The sequence below is a fragment of the Nonomuraea fuscirosea genome (assembly GCF_035917475.1).
Taxonomy (GTDB): domain Bacteria; phylum Actinomycetota; class Actinomycetes; order Streptosporangiales; family Streptosporangiaceae; genus Nonomuraea; species Nonomuraea fuscirosea.
This window is the reverse complement of the sequence record NZ_CP109074.1, coordinates 8,100,000-8,122,321: the sequence shown is the minus strand read 5'-3', so window position 1 is coordinate 8,122,321 and position 22,322 is coordinate 8,100,000. Positions and strand designations below refer to the sequence as shown.

Here is a 22,322-nt window from a genome sequence, read left to right as displayed (position 1 = left end):
CAAAAGCACACGTCGGAGGGTTTGCATGGCACTGCGGAAACGGTCGGTAGGTGTGGTCGCGGTCATCGCCGCGGCCGGTCTGGGGCTCGCCGCCTGCGGCCAGTCGTCGTCCGGGGGAGGCGGTGACGCGATCGAGCTGACGATCGCCCAGAACGCCATCCAGGGTGGCAAGAACGAGGCGGCCGCGAAGTTCATCGCCGACTGGGTCATCCCCAAGTTCCAGGAGGCCCAGAAGGCGAAGGGCAAGGACGTCACGGTCAAGTTCGTTCCCAGCGGCGTCGACGACGAGCAGTACAAGACCAAGCTCTCCCTGGACCTCAAGTCCGGCAAGGGCGCGGACGTGATCGACATCGACAGCATCTGGGCCGGCGAGTTCGCCGAGGCCGGCTACATCAAGCCGCTGACGGAGGTGGCCGGGGCCGAGGCCGACAGCTGGGACGGCTGGTCGCAGATCCCCGAGGCGGTCCAGGGCATGACCGAGTTCAACGGCAAGAAGTACGCCCTGCCCGTCGGCACCGACGGCCGCGTCCTCTACTTCAACAAGACCCTGTTCGCCAAGGCCGGGCTGCCCGCCGACTGGCAGCCGAAGAGCTGGCAGGAGGTCCTCGACGCCGGCACCAAGCTCAAGTCCTCCGGCGTGCCCGTGCCGATCCAGATCAACGCCGGCACCGCCATGGGCGAGGCCACCTCGATGCAGGGCGTGCTGCCGCTGCTCGCCGGCGCGGGCGGCGAGGTGCAGCAGGACGGCAAGTGGAGCGGCGCCTCCCAGCCGCTCAAGGACGCGCTCGGCCTCTACCAGAAGATCTACGGCGGCGGCCTCGGCGACCCCAAGCTGCAGCAGGAGGCCAAGGGCCGCGACAAGTCGTTCCAGCAGTTCGCCGACGGCAAGATCGGCATCCTGATGGAGGGCGACTACTTCTGGCGCGGCGTGGTCAACCCCAAGACGGGCGTGGCCAAGATGGCCGACCGTGACCAGGTCGTCGGCTACGCCATGATCCCGGCCATGGAGCCCGGCAAGGGCATCCGCGGCCAGGACTTCGTCAGCATGTCCGGCGGCGCGCTGCGTACGGTCAACCCCAACACCAAGCATCCGAAGGAAGCCTTCGAGCTGCTGACCTTCATGCTCTCCCCGGAGGCGCTGAAGGAGGAGACCAAGGACGGCAACGTGCGCATCACGCCGCGCAGCGACGTCAACAAGGAGATCCTCGCCGGTGAGCCGCTGCTGACGTTCATCTCGGAGAAGGTGCTGCCGCTGACGGCCTACCGGCCGCCGGTCGCCGCCTACCCGCAGGTGTCGGTGGCGCTGCAGGAGGCGACCGCGGCGGTCGTCGGCGGAACCGCGCCCGACCAGGTCGCGGCCGACTACCAGAAGAAGCTCGAAGGAATCGTCGGTGGCGCAGGCAACATCGCCTCCTGAGACGCGGCCCGAGGACGAGGCGCAGGCCCCCCGCTACAGCTCTGACGCGGCGGGCCTGGGCAAGGCGCGGGCCGGGGTCTTCGCGGCGCCGGCCCTGCTGCTCATCGCGGTCTTCCTCGTCTTCCCCGCGCTCTGGGTGCTCTATCTCGGACTCACCAACTACCGCCTGACCGGCACCGCGGCCGCCGAGCCGCAGTTCGTCGGTCTGGACAACCTGCTCGACGCGGTCTCCAACCCCACGTTCTGGAGCTCTACCTGGCTGACCGTGCAGTTCGTGCTCGGCTCGGCCATCATCGGGCAGGTCGGCCTCGGCTTCGCCATCGCCTGGCTGCTGCGCGACCGGCGCGGCCCGATCAAGCGCGTGGTCGAGGGCCTGGTCATCCTGGCCTGGATCCTGCCCAGCGCGATCGTGTCGTTCCTGTGGGTGGCGCTGCTCGACCGCGACGGCGGCACGCTCAACGCGCTGCTCGGCCTGCCCGGCTCCGCCTGGCTGCTCGACCACCCGATGCTCTCGATCATCGTGTTCAACACCTGGCGCGGCACGGCCTTCTCGATGATGTTGTACGGCGCCGCCCTCGGCAACGTGCCCCCCTCCCACCTGGAGAGCGCCCGCCTGGCCGGCGCCTCCGGCTGGCAGCAGCTCAGGGACGTCGTGTTCCCGCACATCAGAGGCCACATCCTGACCAACCTGCTGCTGATCAGCCTGTGGACGTTCAACGACTTCAGCCCGTTCCTGCTCACCGCGGGCGGCCCCGACGGCAAGTCCGAGGTGCTCGCCGTGCACGTGTACAAGGTGGCGCTGCAGAGCGGTGAACTGGGCTACGGCGCCGCCGTCTCCACGATCATCCTGTTGATCAACCTGGTCGTGGCGGTGTTCTACCTGCGGCTGCTGCGGAGCAAGAAATGACGCGTTTCGTCCTGGGCCGGATCGGGTTCTACACGCTGATCGCGGTGCTGCTGGCCTTCTTCACCGTGCCATTGCTGTGGCTGGTGACGGCGCCGTTCACCTCGGACCCCACGTACGAGGTGCGGGTGCCGGACTTCACCTGGGACAACTTCGCCGCGTTGCTGGAGCACCCGTACGCGCTGCCGTCGCTGTGGAACTCGGTCGTGCTGTCGGCCGGCACCGCCGTGCTGGTCGTGATCTTCGCGGCGCTGGCCGCGTACGCGCTCAGCCGGGTGCGGCTGCCGGGCCGCGACGCGCTGCTGTACGCGTTGCTGCTGCTGTCGTCGATCATCACCGGGACGGCGGCGATGGTGCCGCTGTTCCAGCTCGCGGTGGAGCTGAACCTGATCGACTCGCAGTTCGGGCTGATCCTCATCCTCACCGGCGGGCTGCTGCCCGCGGCGATCTTCATGCTGAAGGACTTCATGGACTCCACGCCGAAGTCCTACGAGGAGTCGGCCCGGGTGTTCGGGGCCTCGCCGCTGCAGATCGTGCGTGACGTGGTGGTGCCGCTGGTGCGGCCTGGCCTCGCGACCATCGCCGTCTGGGCCGTGGCGAACGTGTGGGGCAACTTCCTGATGCCGTACCTGTTGCTGAGCGACGTGGAGAAGCAGCCGGCGGCGGTGATCACGTACACGCTGTACACCGAGGGCGGGCAGGCCAACCTCAGCATGTTGTCCACGTTCGGGCTGCTCTACTCGATCCCGGTGGTCCTCATGTACCTGTTCGTCAGCAAGAAGTACGGCTTCCGCTTCCACGGAGGGATCAAGCGTTAATGGCCGCCATCGAACTACGCGGGCTGACCAAGGTCTACCCCGGCGGGGTCAGAGCGCTCGACGCGCTCGACCTGGCCATTCCCGACGGCGAGTTCTTCGCCCTGCTCGGCCCCTCCGGCTGCGGCAAGACCACGCTGCTGCGGACGATCGCCGGGCTGGAGACCGCCACCGGCGGCGCCGTGGTCATCGGCGACCGGGACGTGACGGGCGTGCAGCCGGGCGCCAGGGACGTGGCCATGGTGTTCCAGGACTACGCGCTGTTCCCGCACATGGACGTCACGGACAACATCGCCTACCCGCTGCGGATCAAGAAGGTGTCCAAGAACGACCGCCGCGACAAGGCCGCCGAGGTCGGGGCGCGGCTCGGGCTCGAACACCTCATGGACCGGCGCCCCGGGCAGCTGTCCGGCGGGCAACAGCAGCGGGTCGCGCTGGCCCGGGTGATGGCCACGCAGGCGCAGGCGTTCCTGTTCGACGAGCCGCTGTCCAACCTGGACGCGCGGCTGCGGCTGGAGGCGCGTACGTTCCTCAAGAAGCTGCAGCGCGAACTGGGCGTCACCACCGTCTTCGTCACCCACGACCAGGCCGAGGCCCTGGCCATGGCCGACCGGATGGCGGTCATGGAATCCGGGCACATCCGGCAGATCGGTACGCCGGCCGAGGTGTTCCAGCGGCCGGCCAACACGTTCGTGGCCGGCTTCATCGGCTCCACGCCGATGAACCTCCTGGACGGCGTCGTCCGAGGTGACACGCTGGAAGTGGCGGGCTGCAAGGTCGCGGTCCCGGCCGCGGCGGAGGGCCGGCTGTCCGACGGAGGGAAGATCGTGTACGGCGTGCGTCCTGAGTACATGACGTACTCGGCCGAGCCCGCTGACGGGGCGCTGGGCGGGAAAGTGTCCATCGTGGAGAACCTGGGCGCCTCCCACCTGGTGACCCTCGACGTCAACGAGGTGAACGTGCAGGCCGTCGTGCCCGAGGGCAGCGAGCCCGCCGTGGGCGACGACGGCTACGCGCTGCCCAGGCGCGACCGCGCCCTCGTCTACCTGGACGGAGAACTGGTGTGAGAGGCCACTGGACGCTGGACGACCGGCTGGAGCGGATCCTGCGCGAGGTGCCGTTCGAGGTGCCGGCCGGGACCGCCGCCGTGCACGTGAAGCTGTCGTACGACAGGTCGCAAGGGGTGCTCGACCTCGGCTGCGGCGCGCCGGACGGCTTCCGCGGCTGGTCGGGTGGCGCCCGCGACGAGTACACGATCACCCGCGACTGGGCCACCCCCGGCTACCTGCCGGGCGAGCCGGAGGCGGGCACGTGGCACGTGTGGTTGCGCCTGCACCGCATCCCGCCGCAGGGGCTGGACTACACCCTGGAGATCACGGCCGAGCCCGTCGCCCCGCCCGAGCCGGTGGCTGAGGAGCCGCCCCACGGCGAGCGCCCGCCCCGCCGGGACATCCCCGGCGTGGACGGCCTGACCTGGTACGCCGGCGACTTCCACGCCCACACCCTGCACAGCGACGGCAGCCTGACCATCCCCGAGCTGGCCGAGCTGGCCCACGGGCGCGGCCTCGACTTCCTGGCCGTCACCGACCACAACACGGTCAGCCACCACCCCTGGCTGGCCAAGACCGGCCGCGACATCACGCTCATCCCCGGCCAGGAGGTCACCACCGACCGCGGCCACGCGAACGTGTTCGGCGACGTCGGCTGGGTCGACTTCCGCGAGCGCCCCGACTCCTGGCTCGACCACGCCGAGCGCGCGGGCGGCCTCATGTCGATCAACCATCCGCTCGGCGGCGACTGCGCCTGGCTGCAGCCGATCGAGCGCCGCCCGCCGATCGCCGAGGTGTGGCACTCCGGCTGGTGGGACCGCCGCTGGGGCGCCCCGCTGGCCTGGGCGGACGCCTGGCGCGACGACCTGATCGTGATCGGCGGCAGCGACTTCCACAAGCACGGCAACGACGGCCTGCCCGGCGCGCCCACGACGTGGGTGCTGGCCGAGGACACCGGCGCCGTGCTCGACGGCGTGCGCGCCGGGCGCACCGCCGTCTCCGCCGGCCCCGACGCGCCGCTGCTGCTCAGGCTGGGCGACGAACTGCTCGCCCTCGACGCCGACGGCCTGGTGCTGGTGCGCCCCGACGGCACCCGGCAGGTGGTGCGCGGCGAACGCGCGCTGCTGCCGGCGATCGACGGCCGGCACCGGCTGGAAACCTATGAGAACGAGGTGATCGCCCTATGCGCGTGAGGAAAATCGCCAACGCCCCCGTGAGCTTCGGCGTCTTCGAGCTGAGCGACGCGCCGCCGCCGCTCGGCCCCGACGAGATGGTCCGCGCGCTGGCCGACGCCGGCTACGAGGGCATCGACTCCGGGCCCATCGGCTACCTGGGCACCGGCTCCGAGCTGGCCGACCGGCTGGCCGGCGCCGGGCTGCTGCTGGCCGGCGGCTGGGTGGACCTGCGCTACGAGGACGCGGACGCGTACGCGAGCGGGCTGCCCGCGCTGGAGGCGGCGCTCGACGTGTTCGCCGCCGCCCCCGCCGGTGACCTGCCGCCGCGGCCCACGCTGGCCTGCTCCACCTCGGCCGAGCGCTTCGCCCGGCCCGGCGGGAGCGTTCCAGGGCTGGCCCCCTCCGACTGGCCCGCCTACGCCGCCCGCATCCAGGAGGCCACCGACCGGTGCAGGGAGCGCGGGTTCGAACCCGCCTTCCACCACCACCTCGGCACGAACATCGAGACGCCGCAGGACGTCGAACGCCTGCTGGAGCTCACCGACGTGCACCTCTGCCTCGACACCGGGCATCTCCTGCTGGCCGGGGGCGACCCGGTCGAGTGCCTGCGCGCCTGGGCCGACCGGGTCGACCACGTGCACATCAAGGACGGCGACACGAAGATCCTGGCCCAGGCCCTGGCCGACGGCGTGGACCTGCGCGAGCTCATGGGCCGCGGCGGGTTCGCCCGGCTCGGCGAGGGCGAGCTGGACCTGCCCGCCGTGGTGCGCACGCTGGACGAGATCGACTACGAGGGCTGGATCATCATCGAGCAGGACACCCTGCCCGGCCGGCGCTCGGTCGCCCAGAACATCGCCGACCAGGCGGCCAACCGTCAGATGCTGAAGGACTTGGGACTTTGAGAATCGCGCTTGTGGGTTGCGGGGCCGTCACCCAGGCGGTCTACGTGCCGCTGCTGTCGCGGCGGCGTGACCTGTTCGAGGTGAGCGCCGTCTGCGACCTGTCACGCACGCTCGCCGACGCCGTGGGCGACCGGCTGGGCGCCGCCGGACGATACACGTCGGTGGACGACCTGCTCGCCGCCGGCGGCTTCGAGGCCGTCGTCGTGCTGGCCTCGGGCTCGCACGGCGAGACCGTCAGGAAGGCCCTGGCCGCCGGGTACGCCGTGCTCTGCGAGAAGCCGCTCGCGCTGACCAGGGCCGAGGTGGCCGCGCTGCCGGAAGGGCGGCTGATGGTCGGCTACATGAAGCAGTACGACCCCGCCGTACGCCGGGCCGAGGAGGCGCTGGCCGCGCTCGGCGGCCCCGAGGCGATCCGCGCGGTCGAGGTCACCGTGCTGCACCCGAGCGGGGAGTCGCAGCTCGCCTTCGCCAACCTGACCCAGGCACGCGACGTGGACCAGGACCTGCTCGCCTCCCTGCGGGCGGCCGAGCACGAACTGGTGTCGCGGGCGCTCGGCGAGGCGGCCCCCGAACCGGTCAGGAACCTGTACGGGGTGGCGCTGGGCTCCATCTGCCACGACCTGTCGCTCCTGCGCCGCTTCACCGGCTCACCCCAGGAGATCTCGTACGTCGAGACGTGGGGTTCGGCCCCCGGCTCCATCGAGATCTCGGGGCCGCTGCCGGTCCGGGGCAGGTTCTCCCTGCGCTGGCACTATCTGGAGGACTATCCCGCCTACCGCGAGACCGTGGCGATCCACCACGATCGCGGCTCCCTCGAACTGGTCTTCCCCTCGCCGTACCTGATGAACGCGCCGACCACGCTGACCGTGGTGTCCGACGCGGAGAGCAGGGCACATTGGCGCGAGGTGACTGAGGCGTTCGAAGTACAGCTCGCGGCCTTTCATGCTTACGTGAACGATGGCAAGCCGCCCCTCACCGACGCGGGTGGCGGGCTCGAGGACATCGTCACGGCGCAGCGGATCGCGGCCCGTTACGCCGTGCAGCATGATCTGCCCATTGGAGGGGAGGCAGCGTGAGCAAGGAGATCGTCGTCGTACCGCACACGCACTGGGACAGGGAGTGGTACGAACCCTTCCAGCGTTTCCGGTTGCGCCTGGTGGCGTTGATGGACGAAGTGCTCGACACGATGGAACGCGAGCCCGCCTACCACTTCACCCTCGACGGGCAGCTCGCCTGCGTGGACGACTACCTGGAGGTGCGCCCGGAGAACCGCGACCGCCTGGCCGCCCTGGTGGAGTCCGGGCGGCTGGCCGTGGGCCCGTGGCAGATCCTGCTCGACGAGTTCCTGTGCTCGGGCGAGAACATCATCCGCAACCTGGAGCTCGGCATGGCCAGGGCGGACAAGCTCGGCGGCGCCATGCCGGTCGGCTACCTGCCGGACATGTTCGGCCACACCGCCCAGATGCCGCAGATTCTGCGTAAGGCCGGGCTGCTGCACGCCTGCGTCTACCGCGGCGTACCGTCCTCCGTCACCACCGACGCCTTCGCCTGGGTCGCCCCCGACGGCACCGCGCTGCGCACCCAGTACCTGCCCGCGGGCGGCTACGGCAACGGCGCCCACCTGTTCTCCGACACCGAAGGGCTGAAGGAGCGGGCGGAGTCCTTCGTCACGACCATGCGCGGTTGGCACGGTCCCGAGGGGCCGCTGCTCGCCATGTACGGCACCGACCACTCCGCCCCCGTACGCGGGCTGCCGGACATGGTCGCCGCCATCGACGCCCGGATGGACACCCTGTCCGGCTACATCGGCGCGTACAGCGGCGACGTCGAGGGCCTGCCGGAGGTGCACGGCGAGCTGCGCTCCCACGCCAGGGCCAACATCCTGCCCGGCGTCATCTCCATCCGCGCCCACGTCAAGCAGGCCATGAGCCGGGCCGAGCGGATGGTCGAACGCTACGCCGAGCCGCTGGCCGCCCTCTGGGGCGAGGAGTGGCCCGGCCGCTTCCTCGACATGGCGTGGTGGCGGCTGGTGGACGCCAGCGGGCACGACTCCGTGACCGGCTGCGGCGTCGACGACACCGCCCAGCAGGTCGCCGCCCGCATCGCCGAGGCCGAGCACCTCGGCCAGGCCGTGCGCGACATGGTGACCGCCCGCCTGGCGCGCTCCGTCCCGTCCGACGCGGCGCTCGTCGTCAACCCGACGCCGGCCGCCCGGCAGGGCGTCGTCGTCGTGGACGTGGCGGGCAGCGACCCGCTGATCGACCCGGCCGGCCGGCCCGTGCCCACGCAGCCGCTGGAGTACGCCTCCACGCTGCTGCTCGACGAGACCATGGACCCCGCCACGGCGCTGACCTTCGTCCACGGCACCGAGCTGTACGGGCAGCAGATCACCGCCTGGTCGGTCGAGGACGGGACGCTGACGTTCAAGGTCGCGCGGGAGACGTCGGAGCTCGTCGACATGGACGAACTGCGCCGCTCCATCGACGGCGTGACCCGCGTCCGCATCGAGGCCGAGCCCCGGCGCACCGTCGCGGCCCTGGTGGGGGTCCCCCCGCTCGGCCACACGAGCGTTCGGCCCGCGCCCCGCGACCAGGTCTACGGGCCGCCCAGCGTCCCGGAGGACCACAGCCTGCGCGAGCACCACCCGGCCTGCTGGCTCAGCTCCGACTCCGCGCCCCTGCCGGTGCGCGGCGACGAGGAGGTGCTGGACAACGGGCTGCTCCGGGTCCTGATCGCCCGCGACGGCACGCTCACCCTGGTCGGCGAGGACGGCACCACCGTCACCGGCGCCGGGCGCATCGTCGACCGCGGCGACGTGGGCGACACCTACAACTACGCGCCCCCGCTGGCCGACCAGGAGGTGGTCGAGGCGGAGATGGTCACCATCGAGCCGGTCACCTCGGGGCCGCTGATCGCGGCGGTCGACGTCCGGCGCGTCTACAACTGGCCGGCCTCGGCGGAGATCTCCGCGGGCAGCCCGGAGATCCCCGCCATCACGCGCAGCTCCAGGGTCGAGGAGATCGTCGTCAACACCCGCGTCGAGCTGCGCGCCGGAGAGCCGTTCGTGCGGCTGCGGGTCGAGTTCGACAACCGCTGCGAGGACCACCGCGTACGCCTGCACATACCGCTGCCGCAGACGGCCACCGAGTCGCACGCCGAAGGGCAGTTCGCGGTCGTCACCCGGGGGCTCACCTCCGAGGGCGGCTGCGGCGAGGAACCGCTGCCCACCTTCCCCGCCTCCTCCTGGGTGGCCGCGGGCGGCGTGGCCGCGCTGCTGGAGCACGTGACCGAGTACGAGGTGATCGACGGCGGCACCGAGCTGGCCCTGACACTGCTCCGCTCGGTCGGCTACCTGTCGCGCAACCGCAACGTCCTGCGTCCGGAGCCGGCCGGCCCGCAGCTGCCGACCCCCGCCGCCCAGTCCCGCGGGCTGCGCACGGTGGAGCTGGCGCTGATGCCGTACGGAGGCTCGTGGGAGGAGGTCGTGCCCGCGGCCGAGTCCTTCCGCCACGACCTGCTGGTGGTGCCCGGCCAGGGTGAGCCGTTCCTGCCGCTGCCCGAGGCGGGGGCCGGGATCTCGGTGACGGGTCACGGCGTGACGATGACCTCGCTGCGTGAACGCGACGGCTGGCACGAGCTCCGCGTCGTCGCCCTCACCCCGAACCCCACGGAGGCCGTCATCTCCGGCGACCTCGTGGCCGCCCGCCACGCGGACCTGCGCGGCCGCCCCGGCGACCCCGTGGAGATCACGGAGGGGGAGATGCGGCTGCCGCTGGACGCCTGGGAGATCGCGACCATCCAGTTCCGTAAACTCTGAGTAATGAATCGAACGCACGTAGTAATGTAGCCGCATGATTACGGCGCGTCGCTCCGTGACGCCACAACACGAGGGCATCAACAAGATCCTGACTTTGGATCTGGCCCATACCCGGCAGTTACTGCTGGCTCTGTTCGATCTGCCGATCGCGAAGTCGGGCGCGGCACGCCTCGCCTCGCCCGACTTCTCGGAGGCCGACCCCGGCGTCTGCCGCGCCGACGGCGCCATCCTCTACGGAGAGAAGAAGGACGACAAGCTCGGCGTCATCGTCGAGACCCAGCGCGCGGAGGACGAGACCAAGCGCTATGCGTGGCTGGAATACATCGCGAACATGCGGGCACGAGAGAAGTGCCCGGCCTGCCTGGTCGTCATCTGCCCCAAGGGCAGGGTCGCGAAGTGGGCGAGCGGCGACATCCCCACCGGCCATCCAGGGCTCGTCCTCAAGCCCCTGGTCATCCACGAAGGCAACACGCCGGTGATCACGGACGCCCGCCAGGCGGCCGAGAACATCGGTCTGGCGGTCGTCTCGGTCGTCACGCAGAGCGAGCATCCGCGATTCAACGAAATCACCGCTGCAGTACAAGCGGCACTGGACACCATCGATCGAGAGACCGCTTATCGGTACGCTCGATACATCACCCTGTCACTGGAAGGTGACGCTCAGGAAGAATGGGGCCGAGGTATGGACACGAAGACCTATCCCTACCAGGGCGCATACGCCGAAAGCCTCAAGGCCGAGGGGAAGGCCGAGGGGAAGGCCGAGGGGAAGGCCGAGGGCAAGGTATCGGCGGTGCTCAAGATCCTCGACGCGCGGGGGGTCGCCGTTTCTCAGGAAGCGCGCGAGCGCATCATGGACTGTCGCGACGAGGCTGTCCTGGACGAGTGGCTCGGGCAGGTCGCCAAGGTCGAGGTCGCAGAGGAGCTCTTCCTTTGAGCGAGAGAAAGGTAGATCACGATTTCAGTGCGATGGCCTATGCGTACCAAGGCGAATGGGCCGAATGCCTCCTCGCGCAGGGCAGAGCCGAGGGGATGCTCAAGGTCATAGCCGCAGATATGGCGTCGTCGGTACTCAGGGTCTTGGGCGTGCGAGGGATCGCCGTGCCCGAAGAGGTGTACAAGCGCGTCCAGGCGTGTCGCGATGTGGTGATCCTCAAGGGCTGGTTCGGGCGGGCCATGGAGGCTAAATCGGTGGAGGACGTCTTCGGTTAGCCGAGTCGGCTGACATCACACCCGGATGGAGGACGGAGAAGGGGCCGTCCTCCAGTCGGATCCGTTTCTAGCGGGTGCCCCACGAGTACGTCTGCTTGCGCAGTTTCAGGTACACGAACGACTCGGTGGCCCGTACGGCCGGGATGGCGCGGATCTTGCTGAGGATCTCCAGCAGGTGCCCGTCGCCCTCGCACACCACCTCGACGATCAGGTCGAAGGACCCGGCGGTGAGCACCACGTAGTCGATCTCGTCGATGGCCGACAGTTCGTCCGCCACCGACTCCAGGTCGCCCTCGCAGTTGACGCCGATCATGGCCTGGCGGGGGAAACCCAGGGTGAGCGGGTCGGTGACGGCGACGATCTGCATGACGCCGGCGTCCTGCAGTCGCTGGACGCGCTGGCGGACCGCGGCCTCCGACAGGCCCACCGCCTTCCCGATCGCCGCGTACGGCATCCGCCCGTCGTTCTGCAGTTGCTCGATGATCTGCTTGGACAGGTCGTCGAGCACGACGGTGCCGGTGCTGGCGCTGTTTCTGCGTACGCGCGGCGGCGTCGTCATCGAGAGGATTCCTCCTACTGGTCCGGCGTTACGGGGGCGTTCCCGCTGGGTTGCCGTCCTGGTGCGACATGTTGTCAGTTCTCCGTGGTCTGTCAAGCGAATTCGTAGCAATTTGATATCTTCGCCACGAAATCCCTTGTCCGGATGCTGGCGCTCTGTCAGAGTCGCGGCATCTCAGCCACCTCATCAGGAGGGCGCATGACACCCCGTCTGCAGAACTTCATCAACGGTGAGTTCGTGGACGCCAAGAGCGGCCGGTTCTCCGACATCATCGATCCGTGCACGGGGGAGGCCTATGTCCAGGCTCCCGTCTCCGGGCCCGAGGACATCGACAGCGCCTACGCCGCCGCGGCGGCCGCGTTCGAGGCGTGGGGCGGGACCACCCCGGGTGAGCGGGCCAATCTGCTGCTCAAGGTGGCCGACGCCATCGACGCGCGAGCCGATGAGATCAACGACGCCGAGTGCCGCAACACCGGCAAGCCGCGCGCCCGCATGGCCGAGGACGAGACTCCCATCGCCGCCGACCACTTCCGCTTCTTCGCGGGCGCGGCGCGCACGCTGGAGGGCCCCACGGCGGGCGAGTTCCTGGCCGAGCACACCAGCGTGATCAGGCACGAGCCGATCGGCGTCGTCGGCCAGGTCACGCCGTGGAACTACCCGATGATGATGGCGGTCTGGAAGATCGCCCCCGCGCTGGCGGCGGGCAACACGATCGTGCTCAAGCCGTCCGACACCACGCCCGTCTCCACGCTGAAGCTGGCCGAGATCATCGGTGAGGTGCTGCCGGCGGGCGTGTTCAACGTCGTCACCGGCGACCGTGAGACCGGCGCCCTGGTCGTGAGCCACCCGACGGCCGCGATGGTGGCCATCACGGGCTCGGTCGGCGCGGGCATGTCGGTCGCCAAGAGCGCCGCCGACGACCTCAAGCGGGTGCACCTGGAGCTCGGCGGCAAGGCACCGGTCGTGGTGTTCGAGGACGTCAAGGACCTGGGCAGGGCCGCCGCCGACATCGCCACCGCCGGCCTGTACAACGCCGGCCAGGACTGCACGGCCGCCTGCCGGGTGCTCGTGCAGGAGAGCGTGCACGACGAGTTCGTGGCCGCGCTCACCGAGGCCGCGGCCGGCACGGTCACCGGCGGCCTGGACGACGAGGACGCCCTCTACGGTCCGCTCAACAACGAGAGCCAGCTGGCCAAGGTGCAGGGCTTCGTCGAGCGGGTCCCCGCGCACGCCAAGGTCCTCACCGGCGGTCACCGCGTGGGCGACAAGGGCTACTTCTTCGCCCCGACCATCGTCGACGGCCTGCGCCAGGACGACGAGATGGTGCAGAACGAGGTCTTCGGCCCCGTGATCACCGTCCAGACGTTCACCGACGAGGCCGACGCGCTGGCCAAGGCCAACGACGTGAAGTACGGGCTGAGCGGCTCGGTGTGGACCTCCGACCACGGCCGCGCGATGCGCATGTCGAACCGGCTCGAATTCGGCGTGGTGTGGGTCAACACCCACATCCCGTTCGTCTCGGAGATGCCGCACGGCGGCTTCAAGCACTCCGGGTACGGCAAGGACCTGTCGGTGTTCGGCCTGCACGACTACACCCGGGTGAAGCACGTCATGCACTACATCGGCGAATAAAAAGGAAAAATCCCGGGATGACCGAGCTGAGTGCGATCGAGCTTGAAGACGTCGTCAAGGAGTACCACTCGCATGGCGAGGTCGTCCAGGCGGTCAAGGGTGTGACCCTGGACATCCCCGAGGGGGAGTTCTTCTCCCTCCTCGGGCCGTCCGGTTGCGGCAAGACCACGACCATGCGGATGATCGCCGGCTTCGAGGCGCCCTCGAAGGGCCTGGTCCGCCTGCTCGGCCAGGACGTCACGAACGTGCCGCCGAATAAGCGCGACGTCAACATGGTCTTCCAGTCCTACGCGCTCTTCCCGCACATGAGCGTCTGGGACAACGTCGCCTTCGGCCTCAAGCAGCGCAAGACGCCACAGGAGGAGGTCAAGCGGAGGGTCGGCGAGATGCTGGAGATCGTCGACCTGGCCGGCCGGGAGAAGCGCATGCCGCGCCAGATGTCCGGCGGCCAGCAGCAGCGCGTGGCCCTGGCCAGGGCGCTGGTCAACCGGCCGCGGGCGCTCCTGCTCGACGAGCCGCTCGGGGCGCTCGACCTCAAGCTGCGCCAGGCCATGCAGATCGAGCTCAAGCGCATCCAGCGCGAGGTCGGCATCACCTTCGTCTACGTCACGCACGACCAGAGCGAGGCGCTGACCATGAGCGACCGGATCGCCGTCATGAACGACGGCCTGGTCGAGCAGCTGGGCGGGCCGCACGAGATCTACGAGCGGCCCGCGACCGCCTTCGTGGCCGGCTTCATCGGCACCTCCAACCTGCTCACCGGCGCCGCGACCGGCGGTGAGCTGAAGATCGCGGGCGGCCGGGTGCTGGTGCCCGGTCACGACGGCGAGGTGACGGTGACCGTACGGCCGGAGAAGATCACCATCGGCACCGAGGAACCCGCGCGCGAATCGAGCGCCGTGCGCGGAACCGTGGCCGAAGTCGTCTATCTGGGCACCTACAACAGTTATGCCGTGCGTCTCGCCGACGGGGCCGAGATGACGGTTTTCCAGCAGAACGCGCACGACGCGACGGCGACGGCGGAGCGGGGCGACTCCGTGTGGCTGTCGTGGCGGGCGCAGCACTCGTACGTGATTGGAAGTTGACAACCCCTCATGAACCCCTTCATGCGTGGAATGACGCAGCCCCGCACCCGTCGTGACGTCTTCAGGCTCACCGGCTTGTCCGCCGCCGGTCTCGCCCTGGCCGCCTGTGGCGTGCAGGGGCAGAAGGCGGCGCCGCCCAAGGCCGACGCCGTGGCGGACTACTGGGCCAAGCAGGCCAAGAACGGCAAGGTCGTCTTCGCCAACTGGCCGGAGTACATGCCGGAGGACAAGGGACCGCTGGAGCGGTTCAAGAAGGACACCGGCATCTCCTACGAGTACAAAGAGGTCATCCAGGAGAACGCCGACTTCTTCGGCAAGGCCGACCCCGTGCTGCGGGCCGGGCAGTCCCTGGGCTACGACATCGTGGTCATGACCAACGGCATCCAGCTCCAGCACATGATCGAGCTGGGTTACGTGGTGGCGCTCGATCAGTCGAAGCTGCCGAACTTCCAGGCCAACGCCGGGCAGAAGTACAAGGAGCGGGCCTACGATCCCGGGAACAAGTACACGGTTCCGTACACGTCGGGCGTGACCGGGATCGCGTACAACACCGAGTACGTCAAGGACGACATCACCAGCATCGAGTCGCTGTTCGACGCCAAGTACAAGGGGCGGGTCGGGATGATGTCCGACGCGCAGGAGATCGGCAACTTCGGCATGATCGCGCTGGGCATCGATCCGGAGAAGTCGACCGAGGCCGACTGGAAGAAGGCCGGCGAGAAGCTCAAGGCGCAACGCGACGCCGGAATTGTCCGGAAATATTATGATCAGTCGTATATCGATGCGGTGTCCAAGGGCGACATCTGGCTGACCATGGCCTGGTCGGGCGACGTCTTCCAGCGCCAGCTCGCCGGCGAACCCGTCAAGTTCATCGTGCCCGAAGAGGGCGGCACGATCTGGACCGACAACATGCTCATCCCCAAGGGTGCGGCCAACCCGGTGGACGCCCTCATACTGATGGACTACCTCTACCAGCCGGCCGTGGCCGCCGAGCTCGACGAGTTCATCCAGTTCGTGACGCCCGTCCCGGCCGTGCAGGACCTGCTGCGGGAGAAGGCGGGCACGGCCAAGGGCGCGGCCAAGAAGGCTCTGGAGGAGATGGTGGACAGCCCGCTCATGTTCCCCACCGAGGCCGACTACGCCAAGCTGCGCTCCTACACCCAGCTCACCACCCAGCAGGAGCAGGTGTTCAACCCGATCTTCCAGTCCATCACCCAGGCCTAGCGCGATGCGGCGGCTCACCCCCTACCTGCTCGCGCTGCCGAGCTGGATGTGGCTGGCGATCTTCCTGGTCGTGCCCATGGCCGCGATGGCGTCGGTGTCGCTGCAGACCGGCAACGCCATCGACGGCTTCGCCATGACCTTCAGCTTCTCCAACTATGCCGACGCGATCGGCGCCTACAGCCCCCAGTTGCTGCGCTCGCTGCTCTACGGCGGGCTCGCCACGGTGGCCATGCTGGTCATCGGGTACCCGGTGGCGTACTGGATCGCGTTCAAGGCGGGTCACCGCAAGTCCGTCTACCTCTTCCTGCTCCTGCTGCCGTTCTTCGTCTCGTTCGTGCTGCGCACGATCTCGTGGAACTTCCTGCTGTCCGACAACGGCATCCTGTTCGGCACGCTGAAGGACTGGGGGCTGCTGCCGGCCGACTTCCACGTGCTGGCCACCACGTTCGCCGTGGTCGGCGGACTGACGTACAACTTCCTGCCGTTCATGATCCTGCCGATCTACGTGGCGCTGGAACGGGTGGACCCGAGGGTGGTGGAGGCGGCGCAGGACCTGTACGCGACCCGGGCGGCGGCCTTCCGCCGGGTGGTGCTGCCGCTGTCGCTGCCGGGCGTCTTCGCCGGGGTGCTGATGACGTTCGTGCCCGCGACCGCCGACCCGATCAACGCGGCGATCCTCGGCGGCACCTCCAACACGATGATCGGCAACATCATCCAGACCGAGTACCTGACCAACCTCGACTACCCGACCGCCTCGGCGCTGTCGTTCACGCTCATGGCGGTGCTGCTCGTCGGCATCTTCGTTTACGCGCGGGCGCTCGGCACCGAGAACGTCCTTGAGGCGGCGGCCCGATGAGGGGCGCGCGGTTCGGCGACCGCCTCCTGCACCTCTACACCTGGCTGGTCATCATCTGGCTGTCGTCGCCGATCGCCGTGATGATCCTGTTCGGGTTCAACGACAAGCGGAGCAAGTCCAACACCACCTGGCAGGGCTTCACCCTGCGCTGGTACGGCGAGCTGTTCGACATCCCCGACCTGACCGTGGCGCTGCGCAACACCCTGGTCATCGCCCTGGTCAGCACGGTCATCACGGTCGTGATCGGCACCATGCTGGGCCTGGCGCTCGGCCGGCACCGCTTCCGCGGCAAGGGCGTGACGAACTTCCTCGTCTTCGCCGCCATCTCCACGCCCGAGCTGGTCATGGGCGCCTCGCTGCTGTCGCTGTTCGTCTCCGGCAACGTGCCGCGCGACGCCAACACGATCATCGTCTCCCACGTGCTGTTCTCGCTGTCGTTCGTGGTCGTCACCGTACGGGCCAGGGTGGTCACGCTGGACCCGGCGCTGGAGGAGGCGGCCAGGGACCTGGGGGCGACGGCCTGGGGCACGTTCCGGCAGGTGACGCTGCCGGCGATCATGCCGGGCGTGCTGGCGGGCGCGATGTTGTCGTTCGCGCTGTCCGTCGACGACTACGTGGTGACCAGCTTCGTCAACGGCTCGACCGTGACGTTCCCGCTGTGGATCGTCGGCGCGGTCAAGACGGGCATCCCGGCGCAGGTCAACGTCATGGGTACGCTGATCTTCGGCATCGGCGTGCTGATCGCGATCGCCAACGCGGTCGCCGCCCGCCGCCGCACCTGACAATGAGGGAAGTGGGATTTCGTGGATCCGCTGAAGGCGCTGGCTGACGCGGAGCGCAAGCCGTACTGGCTGGACAGCCCGGCCAGACCCGGGCCCAGACCGCGGCTCACCGGGAGCACCACCGCCGACCTGGTCGTGGTCGGCGGCGGCTTCTCCGGGCTGTGGACCGCCCTGATGGCCAAGGAACGCGACCCCTCGCTCGACGTCGTCCTGCTCGAAGGCCACAGGATCGGCTGGGCCGCCACCGGCCGCAACGGCGGGTTCTGCATGGCGACGCTCACCCACGGCCTGGCCAACGGGCTGGAGCGGTGGCCGGAGGAGATCGACCGGCTCGAACGCATGGGCGTGGAGAACCTCGACGAGATCGAGCGCACCCTCGACCGCTACGGCGTGGACTGCTCGTTCGAGCGCACCGGCGAGCTGCACGTGGCCACCGAGCCGTGGCAGGTCGAGAGCCTGAACGAGCACCTGGACCTGATCTCGGAGCTGGGGCTCGACTACGTGCCGCTGGACCGGGATCAGGTGCGGGCCGAGGTCGGCTCGCCGACCTACCTGGCCGGGCTCTGGGAGCGCAGCGGCTGCGCCATGCTCGACCCGGCCCGGCTGGCCTGGGGCCTGCGCGCCGCCTGCCTGCGCCTCGGCGTCCGCGTCCACGAGCGCACTCCCGTCCGTTCGATGCGCGACGACGGCGGCACGATCAGCCTGCGTACGCCGTACGGGGTGGTGACCGCCCGCCGGGTGGCGCTGGGCACCGGCGTGTTCCCGCCGCTGCTGCGCCGGCTGCGCCACTTCGTGGTCCCGGTGTACGACTACGCGCTGATGACCGAGCCGCTGACCGCCGACCAGCTCGCCTCGGTGGGCTGGCACAACCGGCAGGGCGTCGGCGACTCGGGCAACCGGTTCCACTACTACCGGCTGAGCGACGACAACCGGATCCTGTGGGGCGGCTACGACGCCGTCTACTACAACGGCGGCCTGGTCAAGGCCGAGTACGAGCAGCGCGACGAGACGTTCGTCAAGCTCGCGGGCCACTTCTACGACACCTTCCCGCAGCTCGCCGACGTGCGCTTCACCCACAGGTGGGGCGGCGTGATCGACACCTGCAGTAGGTTCAGCGCCTTCTACGGGCAGGCGCACGGCGGGCGGCTCGTCTACGCCGCCGGCTACACGGGCATGGGCGTCGGTGCCACCCGGTTCGGCGCGAACGTCATGCTCGACCTGCTGTCGGGCGAGCCCACCGAGCGGACGGAGCTGCGGATGGTGCGGGAGAAGCCGATCCCGTTCCCGCCCGAGCCGGTGCGCTCGGGGGTCATCCAGTTCACCCGCTGGTCGATCGCCCAGGCCGACCAGCACGAAGGCAGGCGCAACCTGTGGCTGCGCGCGCTCGACCGGATGGGCCTCGGGTTCGACTCGTAGCACACTTGTGCGCATGAGAGTTGACTTCAACGCCGACGGCCTCACGCTGGCCGGGGACCTACGGGTGCCCGGCGGGCAGGGGCCGTGGCCGGGGCTGGTGTTCACCGGGCCGTTCACCGGGGTGCGCGATCAGGTGACCGGGCTCTACGCGGCCAGGCTGGCCGAGCGCGGCTACGCCACGCTGGCCTTCGACCACCGCAACTGGGGCGACTCGGACGGGCGGCCGCGCCGGCACGAGGACCCCCAGGGCAAGCTGCACGACCTGCGGGCGGCGGTGTCGTTCCTGCGCTCGCGGCCCGAGGTGGACGCGGAGCGGATCGGGGTGGTCGGCATCTGTCTCGGCGGCGGCTACGCGCTGAAGTTCGCCGCCTTCGATCCCCGCGTACGGGTCTTCGCCGGGATCGCCGGGGCCTACAACAACCCGTACGCGATGCGGTCCGGCATGGACTACCAGGAGGCGCTGGCGGCCCTGACCGAGGCGGTCGAGCGGCAGGATCGCGGCGGGCCGGTCGAGTACGTGCCCGCCGTGGCGGAGCGTGGCGAGGCCGCGATGCCGGGCGACGAGCCGTACGCGTACTACGGGAGCGAGCGCGGCGCCACGCCGCTCTGGGCGAACGAGGTGACCAGGGCCAGCGTGCTGGAGCTGCTCACGATGGACAACATGATGGGTGGTGACTTCCTGTCGCCGAAGCCGGCGCTGATCGTGCACGGGGTGGTGGACCGGTTCTGCTCGCCGGAAGGGGCCGAGGAGGCGTTCAAGCGGCTCGACCAGCCGAAGCGGATCGTCTGGCTGGACGCCCAGCGGCACATCGACCTCTACGACCGCGAGCCGTACGTCGGGCAGGCCGTCGAGGCGACCGCCGGCTTCCTGGCCGAGCACCTCTGAGCCGCGCTCGGCAAGGTCGTGCTGAACATCTGACCAGGAAAGCGCCTGGTCAGATGGGGTCGGGCAGCTTGCCGGGCATCATCCGGGTGACCCCCGTCGAGATCACGGGGGTTCGCGCGTGCGTAGAGAGTGGCTGTGGCCGGTCCTTGTGGTGACGCTGGTGACGGCGGGGTGCGGGCAGGAGCGGGCGCCGGTGGTGTCCGTCGCGGTGCAGGCTCCGGTCAAGGTCGCCCGATGTCTACTGAAATTTCCCGACAAAAGGGCCGGGGTTGTCGCGCGCGCCCGGCTCGAACGCGACATCGCCCGCTACGTGCACGGCCGCTCAGGGCGGATCGTCTACGGCGCACTCGACCTGGTGAGCGGGGTCAGGGTGGGCCAGGGCGAGCACGAGCACGACCTGATCACCGCCAGCGGCGCCAAGGTCGACATCCTCGCGGCCCTGCTGTCGCGTAAGGACGGCCGGCTCGGCGAAGGGGAACTCGACCTGGCCACCCGCATGATCACCGAGAGCGACAACAGCGCCGCCGACGCGCTCTGGTCACGGGTGGGCGCGGGCGGCGGGATGAGCGAGTTCTACCGCAGGATCGGGCTCAGGGAGACCACGCCGGGGCCGAGCAAGTACTGGGGCGGCACCACCACCAGCCCCGCCGACCGCATCCGCCTGCTGAGGGCGCTCGTCAAGGGCGGCGGAGGGCTGAGCGCGGCCGACCGGCGGACGGTGCTCGGGCTCATGGAACGGGTGCAGCAGGACCAGGCGTGGGGAGTCAGCGCCGCCGCCAGGGCAGGGGACCGGGTGGCGCTGAAGAACGGGTGGACGCCGCGGCCGTTCATCCACAACACGTGGGCCGTGACGAGCTACGGGCGGGTCTCGGGGCCGGGGCGCGACCTGCTGGTGTCGGTGCAAACGGATCGGCAGCCGGGGGAGGGGACGGGGATCCAGACCATCGAGGGCATCGCCCGCCTCATCGGCGCCCGCCTCGACGACCTCTCCCCGGTGATCACCCGCCCCTGCCCGACCGATCCCATCGCCTGACCCTTCCCGACCCTCACCGGTGTTCACCGGCCGGCACCTCCTCGGGGATCACCTTCGGCACGCCGCGCAGCCCGGCCAGCGCGAGCACCGCCACCACGGCCAGCAGGGCCGCCGTCACGTACGAGGTCAGGTGCATGCCCTCGATGAAGGCCGCCTGAGCCGCCTCGACCAGCCGCTCCGCCTGCTCGGCCGGCAGCGCGGCGGCGGCGCCCACCGCACCGGCGATCGACTCGGCGGCGGCGGCCCCGCCCGGCACCCCGGCGGGCAGGTCGAGGCCGGAGCGGTAGGCGCTGGTCAGCACCGTGCCCAGGATCGCGATGCCGAGGGCCCCGCCCAGCTCGAACGCCGTCTCCGACACCGCCGCCGCGGCCCCCGCCCGCTGCCTCGGCGCGGTGGCGAGGACGTTGTCGTTGTTGACGGTGAAGGCGAACCCGACCCCCATGCCGCCGATGATCGAGACGGGCAGCAGCGTGAGGTAGTTCAGCTCGGCGCCCAGCGTCGTGTAGTAGAGGAACGAGCCCGCGTTCATGGCCAGGCCGAGCGCGACCACGCCGTTCCTGCCGAGCGGCTGGATGAGCCTGGCGGCCAGGACGCCGCCCACCGCGCCGCTCAGGCCGCCGGGCAGCTGGGCCAGCCCCGCCAGCAGTGGCGACCAGCCGAGCACGAGCTGCAGGTACCACGCGAACATCAGCATCATGGCCGACATGGCGAAGATCGCCAGCAGGTTCGTCAGGATCGAGACGCTGAACGCCCTGCGCGCGAACAGCCGTACGTCGATCAGCGGCTCGGCCAGCCGGGTCTGCCGCCACACGAACAGCGCCAGCAGGACGATCCCGGCCACGCCCGCGCCCAGGACGTCGCCGTGCTCCGGCCCCCGGTGCGCGGCCTCCTTGATCGCGTAGACGGCGGTCACCACGCCGGTGAACGACAGGGCCACGCTGACCAGGTCGATCCGGCCCGCGTGCGGGTTGCGCGACTCGGGCAGCACCGCGAGGCCGCCGACCAGCACCAGCGCCATGATCGGCACGTTGATCAGGAAGACCGAGCCCCACCAGAAGTGGTCGAGCAGCAGGCCGCCCACCACGGGTCCGACGGCGAAGCCGGCGGCGCTCATGCCGCTCCAGATGCCGACGGCCGCGGTCCGCTCCCCGGGGTCGGTGAACACGTTGCGCACGATCGACAGGGTCGAGGGCATGATCGTGGCGCCGGCCACGCCCAGCAGCGCCCTGGCGGCGATCAGGAGTTCGGGGGTGGGCGCGTACGCGGTGACCGCCGAGGCGGCCCCGAACGCGGCCGTGCCGATGAGCAGCAGGCGCTTGCGGCCGATGCGGTCGCCCAGGTTGCCCATGGTGACGAGCAGGCCGGCCAGCGCGAAGCCGTACATGTCGCCGATCCACAGCAGTTGGGTGGCGCTCGCGCCGAGATCCGTCACCAGGCGGGGCAGCGCGAGGTGCAGGACCGTGAGGTCGAGGGAGAGCAGCAGCGTGGCCAGGCAGGCGATGGCCAGGCTGGACCATTTGTTCTTCATGCCGTCCACTGTCGGAGCGGCGGCTGACGGAGG

Annotated in this window: 20 protein-coding genes; 18 read left to right on the top strand and 2 right to left on the bottom strand. The window is 69.9% G+C overall.

What is annotated here, in order from left to right:
- Positions 1 to 25: 25 nt before the first annotated feature.
- Genes OIE67_RS36830 through OIE67_RS36785 form a run of 10 tightly spaced genes read left to right on the top strand, consistent with a single transcriptional unit; the run spans position 26 to position 11,288 of the window.
- Positions 26 to 1,417 carry an extracellular solute-binding protein gene (locus tag OIE67_RS36830; protein ID WP_245956653.1) on the top strand — a complete coding sequence of 464 codons (1,392 nt, stop codon included), beginning with the start codon at positions 26 to 28 and terminating at the stop codon, positions 1,415 to 1,417.
- Positions 1,392 to 2,324 carry a carbohydrate ABC transporter permease gene (locus OIE67_RS36825; protein WP_326629198.1) on the top strand — a complete coding sequence of 311 codons (933 nt, stop codon included), beginning with the start codon at positions 1,392 to 1,394 and terminating at the stop codon, positions 2,322 to 2,324. Before OIE67_RS36830 ends, OIE67_RS36825 begins: the two co-directional genes overlap by 26 nt.
- Positions 2,321 to 3,139, top strand: coding sequence for a carbohydrate ABC transporter permease (locus OIE67_RS36820; protein ID WP_106252008.1), 819 nt, complete (start codon positions 2,321 to 2,323; stop codon positions 3,137 to 3,139). Before OIE67_RS36825 ends, OIE67_RS36820 begins: the two co-directional genes overlap by 4 nt.
- Positions 3,139 to 4,203, top strand: a complete 1,065-nt coding sequence (locus OIE67_RS36815; protein ID WP_326629197.1) for an ABC transporter ATP-binding protein — start codon at positions 3,139 to 3,141, stop codon at positions 4,201 to 4,203. The genes OIE67_RS36820 and OIE67_RS36815 overlap by 1 nt, the downstream gene beginning before the upstream one ends.
- Positions 4,200 to 5,378, top strand: a complete 1,179-nt coding sequence (locus OIE67_RS36810; RefSeq protein WP_326629195.1) for a CehA/McbA family metallohydrolase — start codon at positions 4,200 to 4,202, stop codon at positions 5,376 to 5,378. The genes OIE67_RS36815 and OIE67_RS36810 overlap by 4 nt, the downstream gene beginning before the upstream one ends.
- Positions 5,369 to 6,262 (top strand): TIM barrel protein, encoded by an 894-nt coding sequence (locus OIE67_RS36805; protein WP_326629193.1) that lies wholly within the window; start codon positions 5,369 to 5,371, stop codon positions 6,260 to 6,262. Before OIE67_RS36810 ends, OIE67_RS36805 begins: the two co-directional genes overlap by 10 nt.
- On the top strand, positions 6,259 to 7,338 hold the full coding sequence (locus tag OIE67_RS36800; RefSeq protein WP_106252014.1) for a Gfo/Idh/MocA family protein: 1,080 nt from the start codon (positions 6,259 to 6,261) through the stop codon (positions 7,336 to 7,338). The genes OIE67_RS36805 and OIE67_RS36800 overlap by 4 nt, the downstream gene beginning before the upstream one ends.
- A complete protein-coding gene (locus OIE67_RS36795) occupies positions 7,335 to 10,079 on the top strand; it encodes a glycoside hydrolase family 38 N-terminal domain-containing protein (RefSeq protein ID WP_326629189.1) in 2,745 nt (914 codons plus the stop codon). Before OIE67_RS36800 ends, OIE67_RS36795 begins: the two co-directional genes overlap by 4 nt.
- A 34-nt stretch (positions 10,080 to 10,113) precedes the next feature.
- A complete protein-coding gene (locus OIE67_RS36790) occupies positions 10,114 to 11,013 on the top strand; it encodes an RpnC/YadD family protein (RefSeq protein WP_326629187.1) in 900 nt (299 codons plus the stop codon).
- Positions 11,010 to 11,288, top strand: coding sequence for a hypothetical protein (locus tag OIE67_RS36785; protein WP_326629184.1), 279 nt, complete (start codon positions 11,010 to 11,012; stop codon positions 11,286 to 11,288). The genes OIE67_RS36790 and OIE67_RS36785 overlap by 4 nt, the downstream gene beginning before the upstream one ends.
- A gap of 67 nt (positions 11,289 to 11,355) precedes the next feature.
- Here the strand turns inward: OIE67_RS36785 and OIE67_RS36780 are convergent, their stop codons facing one another.
- Positions 11,356 to 11,847: an Lrp/AsnC family transcriptional regulator gene (locus tag OIE67_RS36780; RefSeq protein ID WP_326629183.1), complete on the bottom strand. Its 492-nt coding sequence runs from the start codon at positions 11,845 to 11,847 to the stop codon at positions 11,356 to 11,358.
- Between the two features lie 198 nt (positions 11,848 to 12,045).
- On the opposite strand from OIE67_RS36780, the gene OIE67_RS36775 reads away from it, so the two are divergent.
- The 8 genes from OIE67_RS36775 (at position 12,046) to OIE67_RS36740 (ending at position 20,761) form a co-directional block, all read left to right on the top strand.
- The gene (locus OIE67_RS36775; RefSeq protein WP_326629181.1) at positions 12,046 to 13,479 is read left to right on the top strand and encodes a gamma-aminobutyraldehyde dehydrogenase; all 1,434 of its coding nucleotides are present in this window, start codon (positions 12,046 to 12,048) and stop codon (positions 13,477 to 13,479) included.
- A gap of 17 nt (positions 13,480 to 13,496) precedes the next feature.
- Positions 13,497 to 14,564, top strand: coding sequence for an ABC transporter ATP-binding protein (locus OIE67_RS36770; RefSeq protein WP_106252025.1), 1,068 nt, complete (start codon positions 13,497 to 13,499; stop codon positions 14,562 to 14,564).
- Between the two features lie 30 nt (positions 14,565 to 14,594).
- The gene (locus OIE67_RS36765; protein ID WP_326629178.1) at positions 14,595 to 15,788 is read left to right on the top strand and encodes a polyamine ABC transporter substrate-binding protein; all 1,194 of its coding nucleotides are present in this window, start codon (positions 14,595 to 14,597) and stop codon (positions 15,786 to 15,788) included.
- 4 nt (positions 15,789 to 15,792) lie between these two features.
- A complete protein-coding gene (locus OIE67_RS36760; RefSeq protein WP_106252028.1) occupies positions 15,793 to 16,644 on the top strand; it encodes an ABC transporter permease in 852 nt (283 codons plus the stop codon).
- The gene (locus OIE67_RS36755) at positions 16,641 to 17,426 is read left to right on the top strand and encodes an ABC transporter permease (protein ID WP_326629173.1); all 786 of its coding nucleotides are present in this window, start codon (positions 16,641 to 16,643) and stop codon (positions 17,424 to 17,426) included. Before OIE67_RS36760 ends, OIE67_RS36755 begins: the two co-directional genes overlap by 4 nt.
- A 21-nt stretch (positions 17,427 to 17,447) precedes the next feature.
- Positions 17,448 to 18,842, top strand: coding sequence for an NAD(P)/FAD-dependent oxidoreductase (locus OIE67_RS36750; RefSeq protein ID WP_326629171.1), 1,395 nt, complete (start codon positions 17,448 to 17,450; stop codon positions 18,840 to 18,842).
- A 13-nt stretch (positions 18,843 to 18,855) separates the two neighbouring features.
- Complete coding sequence (locus OIE67_RS36745; RefSeq protein ID WP_326629169.1) at positions 18,856 to 19,728, top strand: alpha/beta hydrolase; 873 nt, start codon at positions 18,856 to 18,858, stop codon at positions 19,726 to 19,728.
- 118 nt (positions 19,729 to 19,846) lie between these two features.
- Positions 19,847 to 20,761 (top strand): serine hydrolase, encoded by a 915-nt coding sequence (locus tag OIE67_RS36740; RefSeq protein ID WP_326629167.1) that lies wholly within the window; start codon positions 19,847 to 19,849, stop codon positions 20,759 to 20,761.
- A 13-nt stretch (positions 20,762 to 20,774) separates the two neighbouring features.
- Here the strand turns inward: OIE67_RS36740 and OIE67_RS36735 are convergent, their stop codons facing one another.
- Entirely contained in the window at positions 20,775 to 22,289 is a 1,515-nt protein-coding gene (locus tag OIE67_RS36735) for an MFS transporter (protein ID WP_326629165.1), read from the bottom strand.
- Positions 22,290 to 22,322: the final 33 nt, after the last annotated feature.

Bases quoted from the DNA above. Each gene is read 5' to 3' on its own strand.
- OIE67_RS36805 (WP_326629193.1), top strand. From the start codon at position 5,369: ATGCGCGTGAGGAAAATCGCCAACGCCCCCGTGAGCTTCGGCGTCTTC.
- OIE67_RS36820 (WP_106252008.1), top strand. From the start codon at position 2,321: ATGACGCGTTTCGTCCTGGGCCGGATCGGGTTCTACACGCTGATCGCG.
- OIE67_RS36755 (WP_326629173.1), top strand. From the start codon at position 16,641: ATGAGGGGCGCGCGGTTCGGCGACCGCCTCCTGCACCTCTACACCTGG.
- OIE67_RS36815 (WP_326629197.1), top strand. From the start codon at position 3,139: ATGGCCGCCATCGAACTACGCGGGCTGACCAAGGTCTACCCCGGCGGG.
- OIE67_RS36780 (WP_326629183.1), bottom strand. From the start codon at position 11,847: ATGACGACGCCGCCGCGCGTACGCAGAAACAGCGCCAGCACCGGCACC.
- OIE67_RS36765 (WP_326629178.1), top strand. From the start codon at position 14,595: ATGACGCAGCCCCGCACCCGTCGTGACGTCTTCAGGCTCACCGGCTTG.
- OIE67_RS36790 (WP_326629187.1), top strand. From the start codon at position 10,114: ATGATTACGGCGCGTCGCTCCGTGACGCCACAACACGAGGGCATCAAC.
- OIE67_RS36745 (WP_326629169.1), top strand. From the start codon at position 18,856: ATGAGAGTTGACTTCAACGCCGACGGCCTCACGCTGGCCGGGGACCTA.
- OIE67_RS36775 (WP_326629181.1), top strand. From the start codon at position 12,046: ATGACACCCCGTCTGCAGAACTTCATCAACGGTGAGTTCGTGGACGCC.
- OIE67_RS36830 (WP_245956653.1), top strand. From the start codon at position 26: ATGGCACTGCGGAAACGGTCGGTAGGTGTGGTCGCGGTCATCGCCGCG.
- OIE67_RS36735 (WP_326629165.1), bottom strand. From the start codon at position 22,289: ATGAAGAACAAATGGTCCAGCCTGGCCATCGCCTGCCTGGCCACGCTG.
- OIE67_RS36770 (WP_106252025.1), top strand. From the start codon at position 13,497: ATGACCGAGCTGAGTGCGATCGAGCTTGAAGACGTCGTCAAGGAGTAC.
- OIE67_RS36760 (WP_106252028.1), top strand. From the start codon at position 15,793: ATGCGGCGGCTCACCCCCTACCTGCTCGCGCTGCCGAGCTGGATGTGG.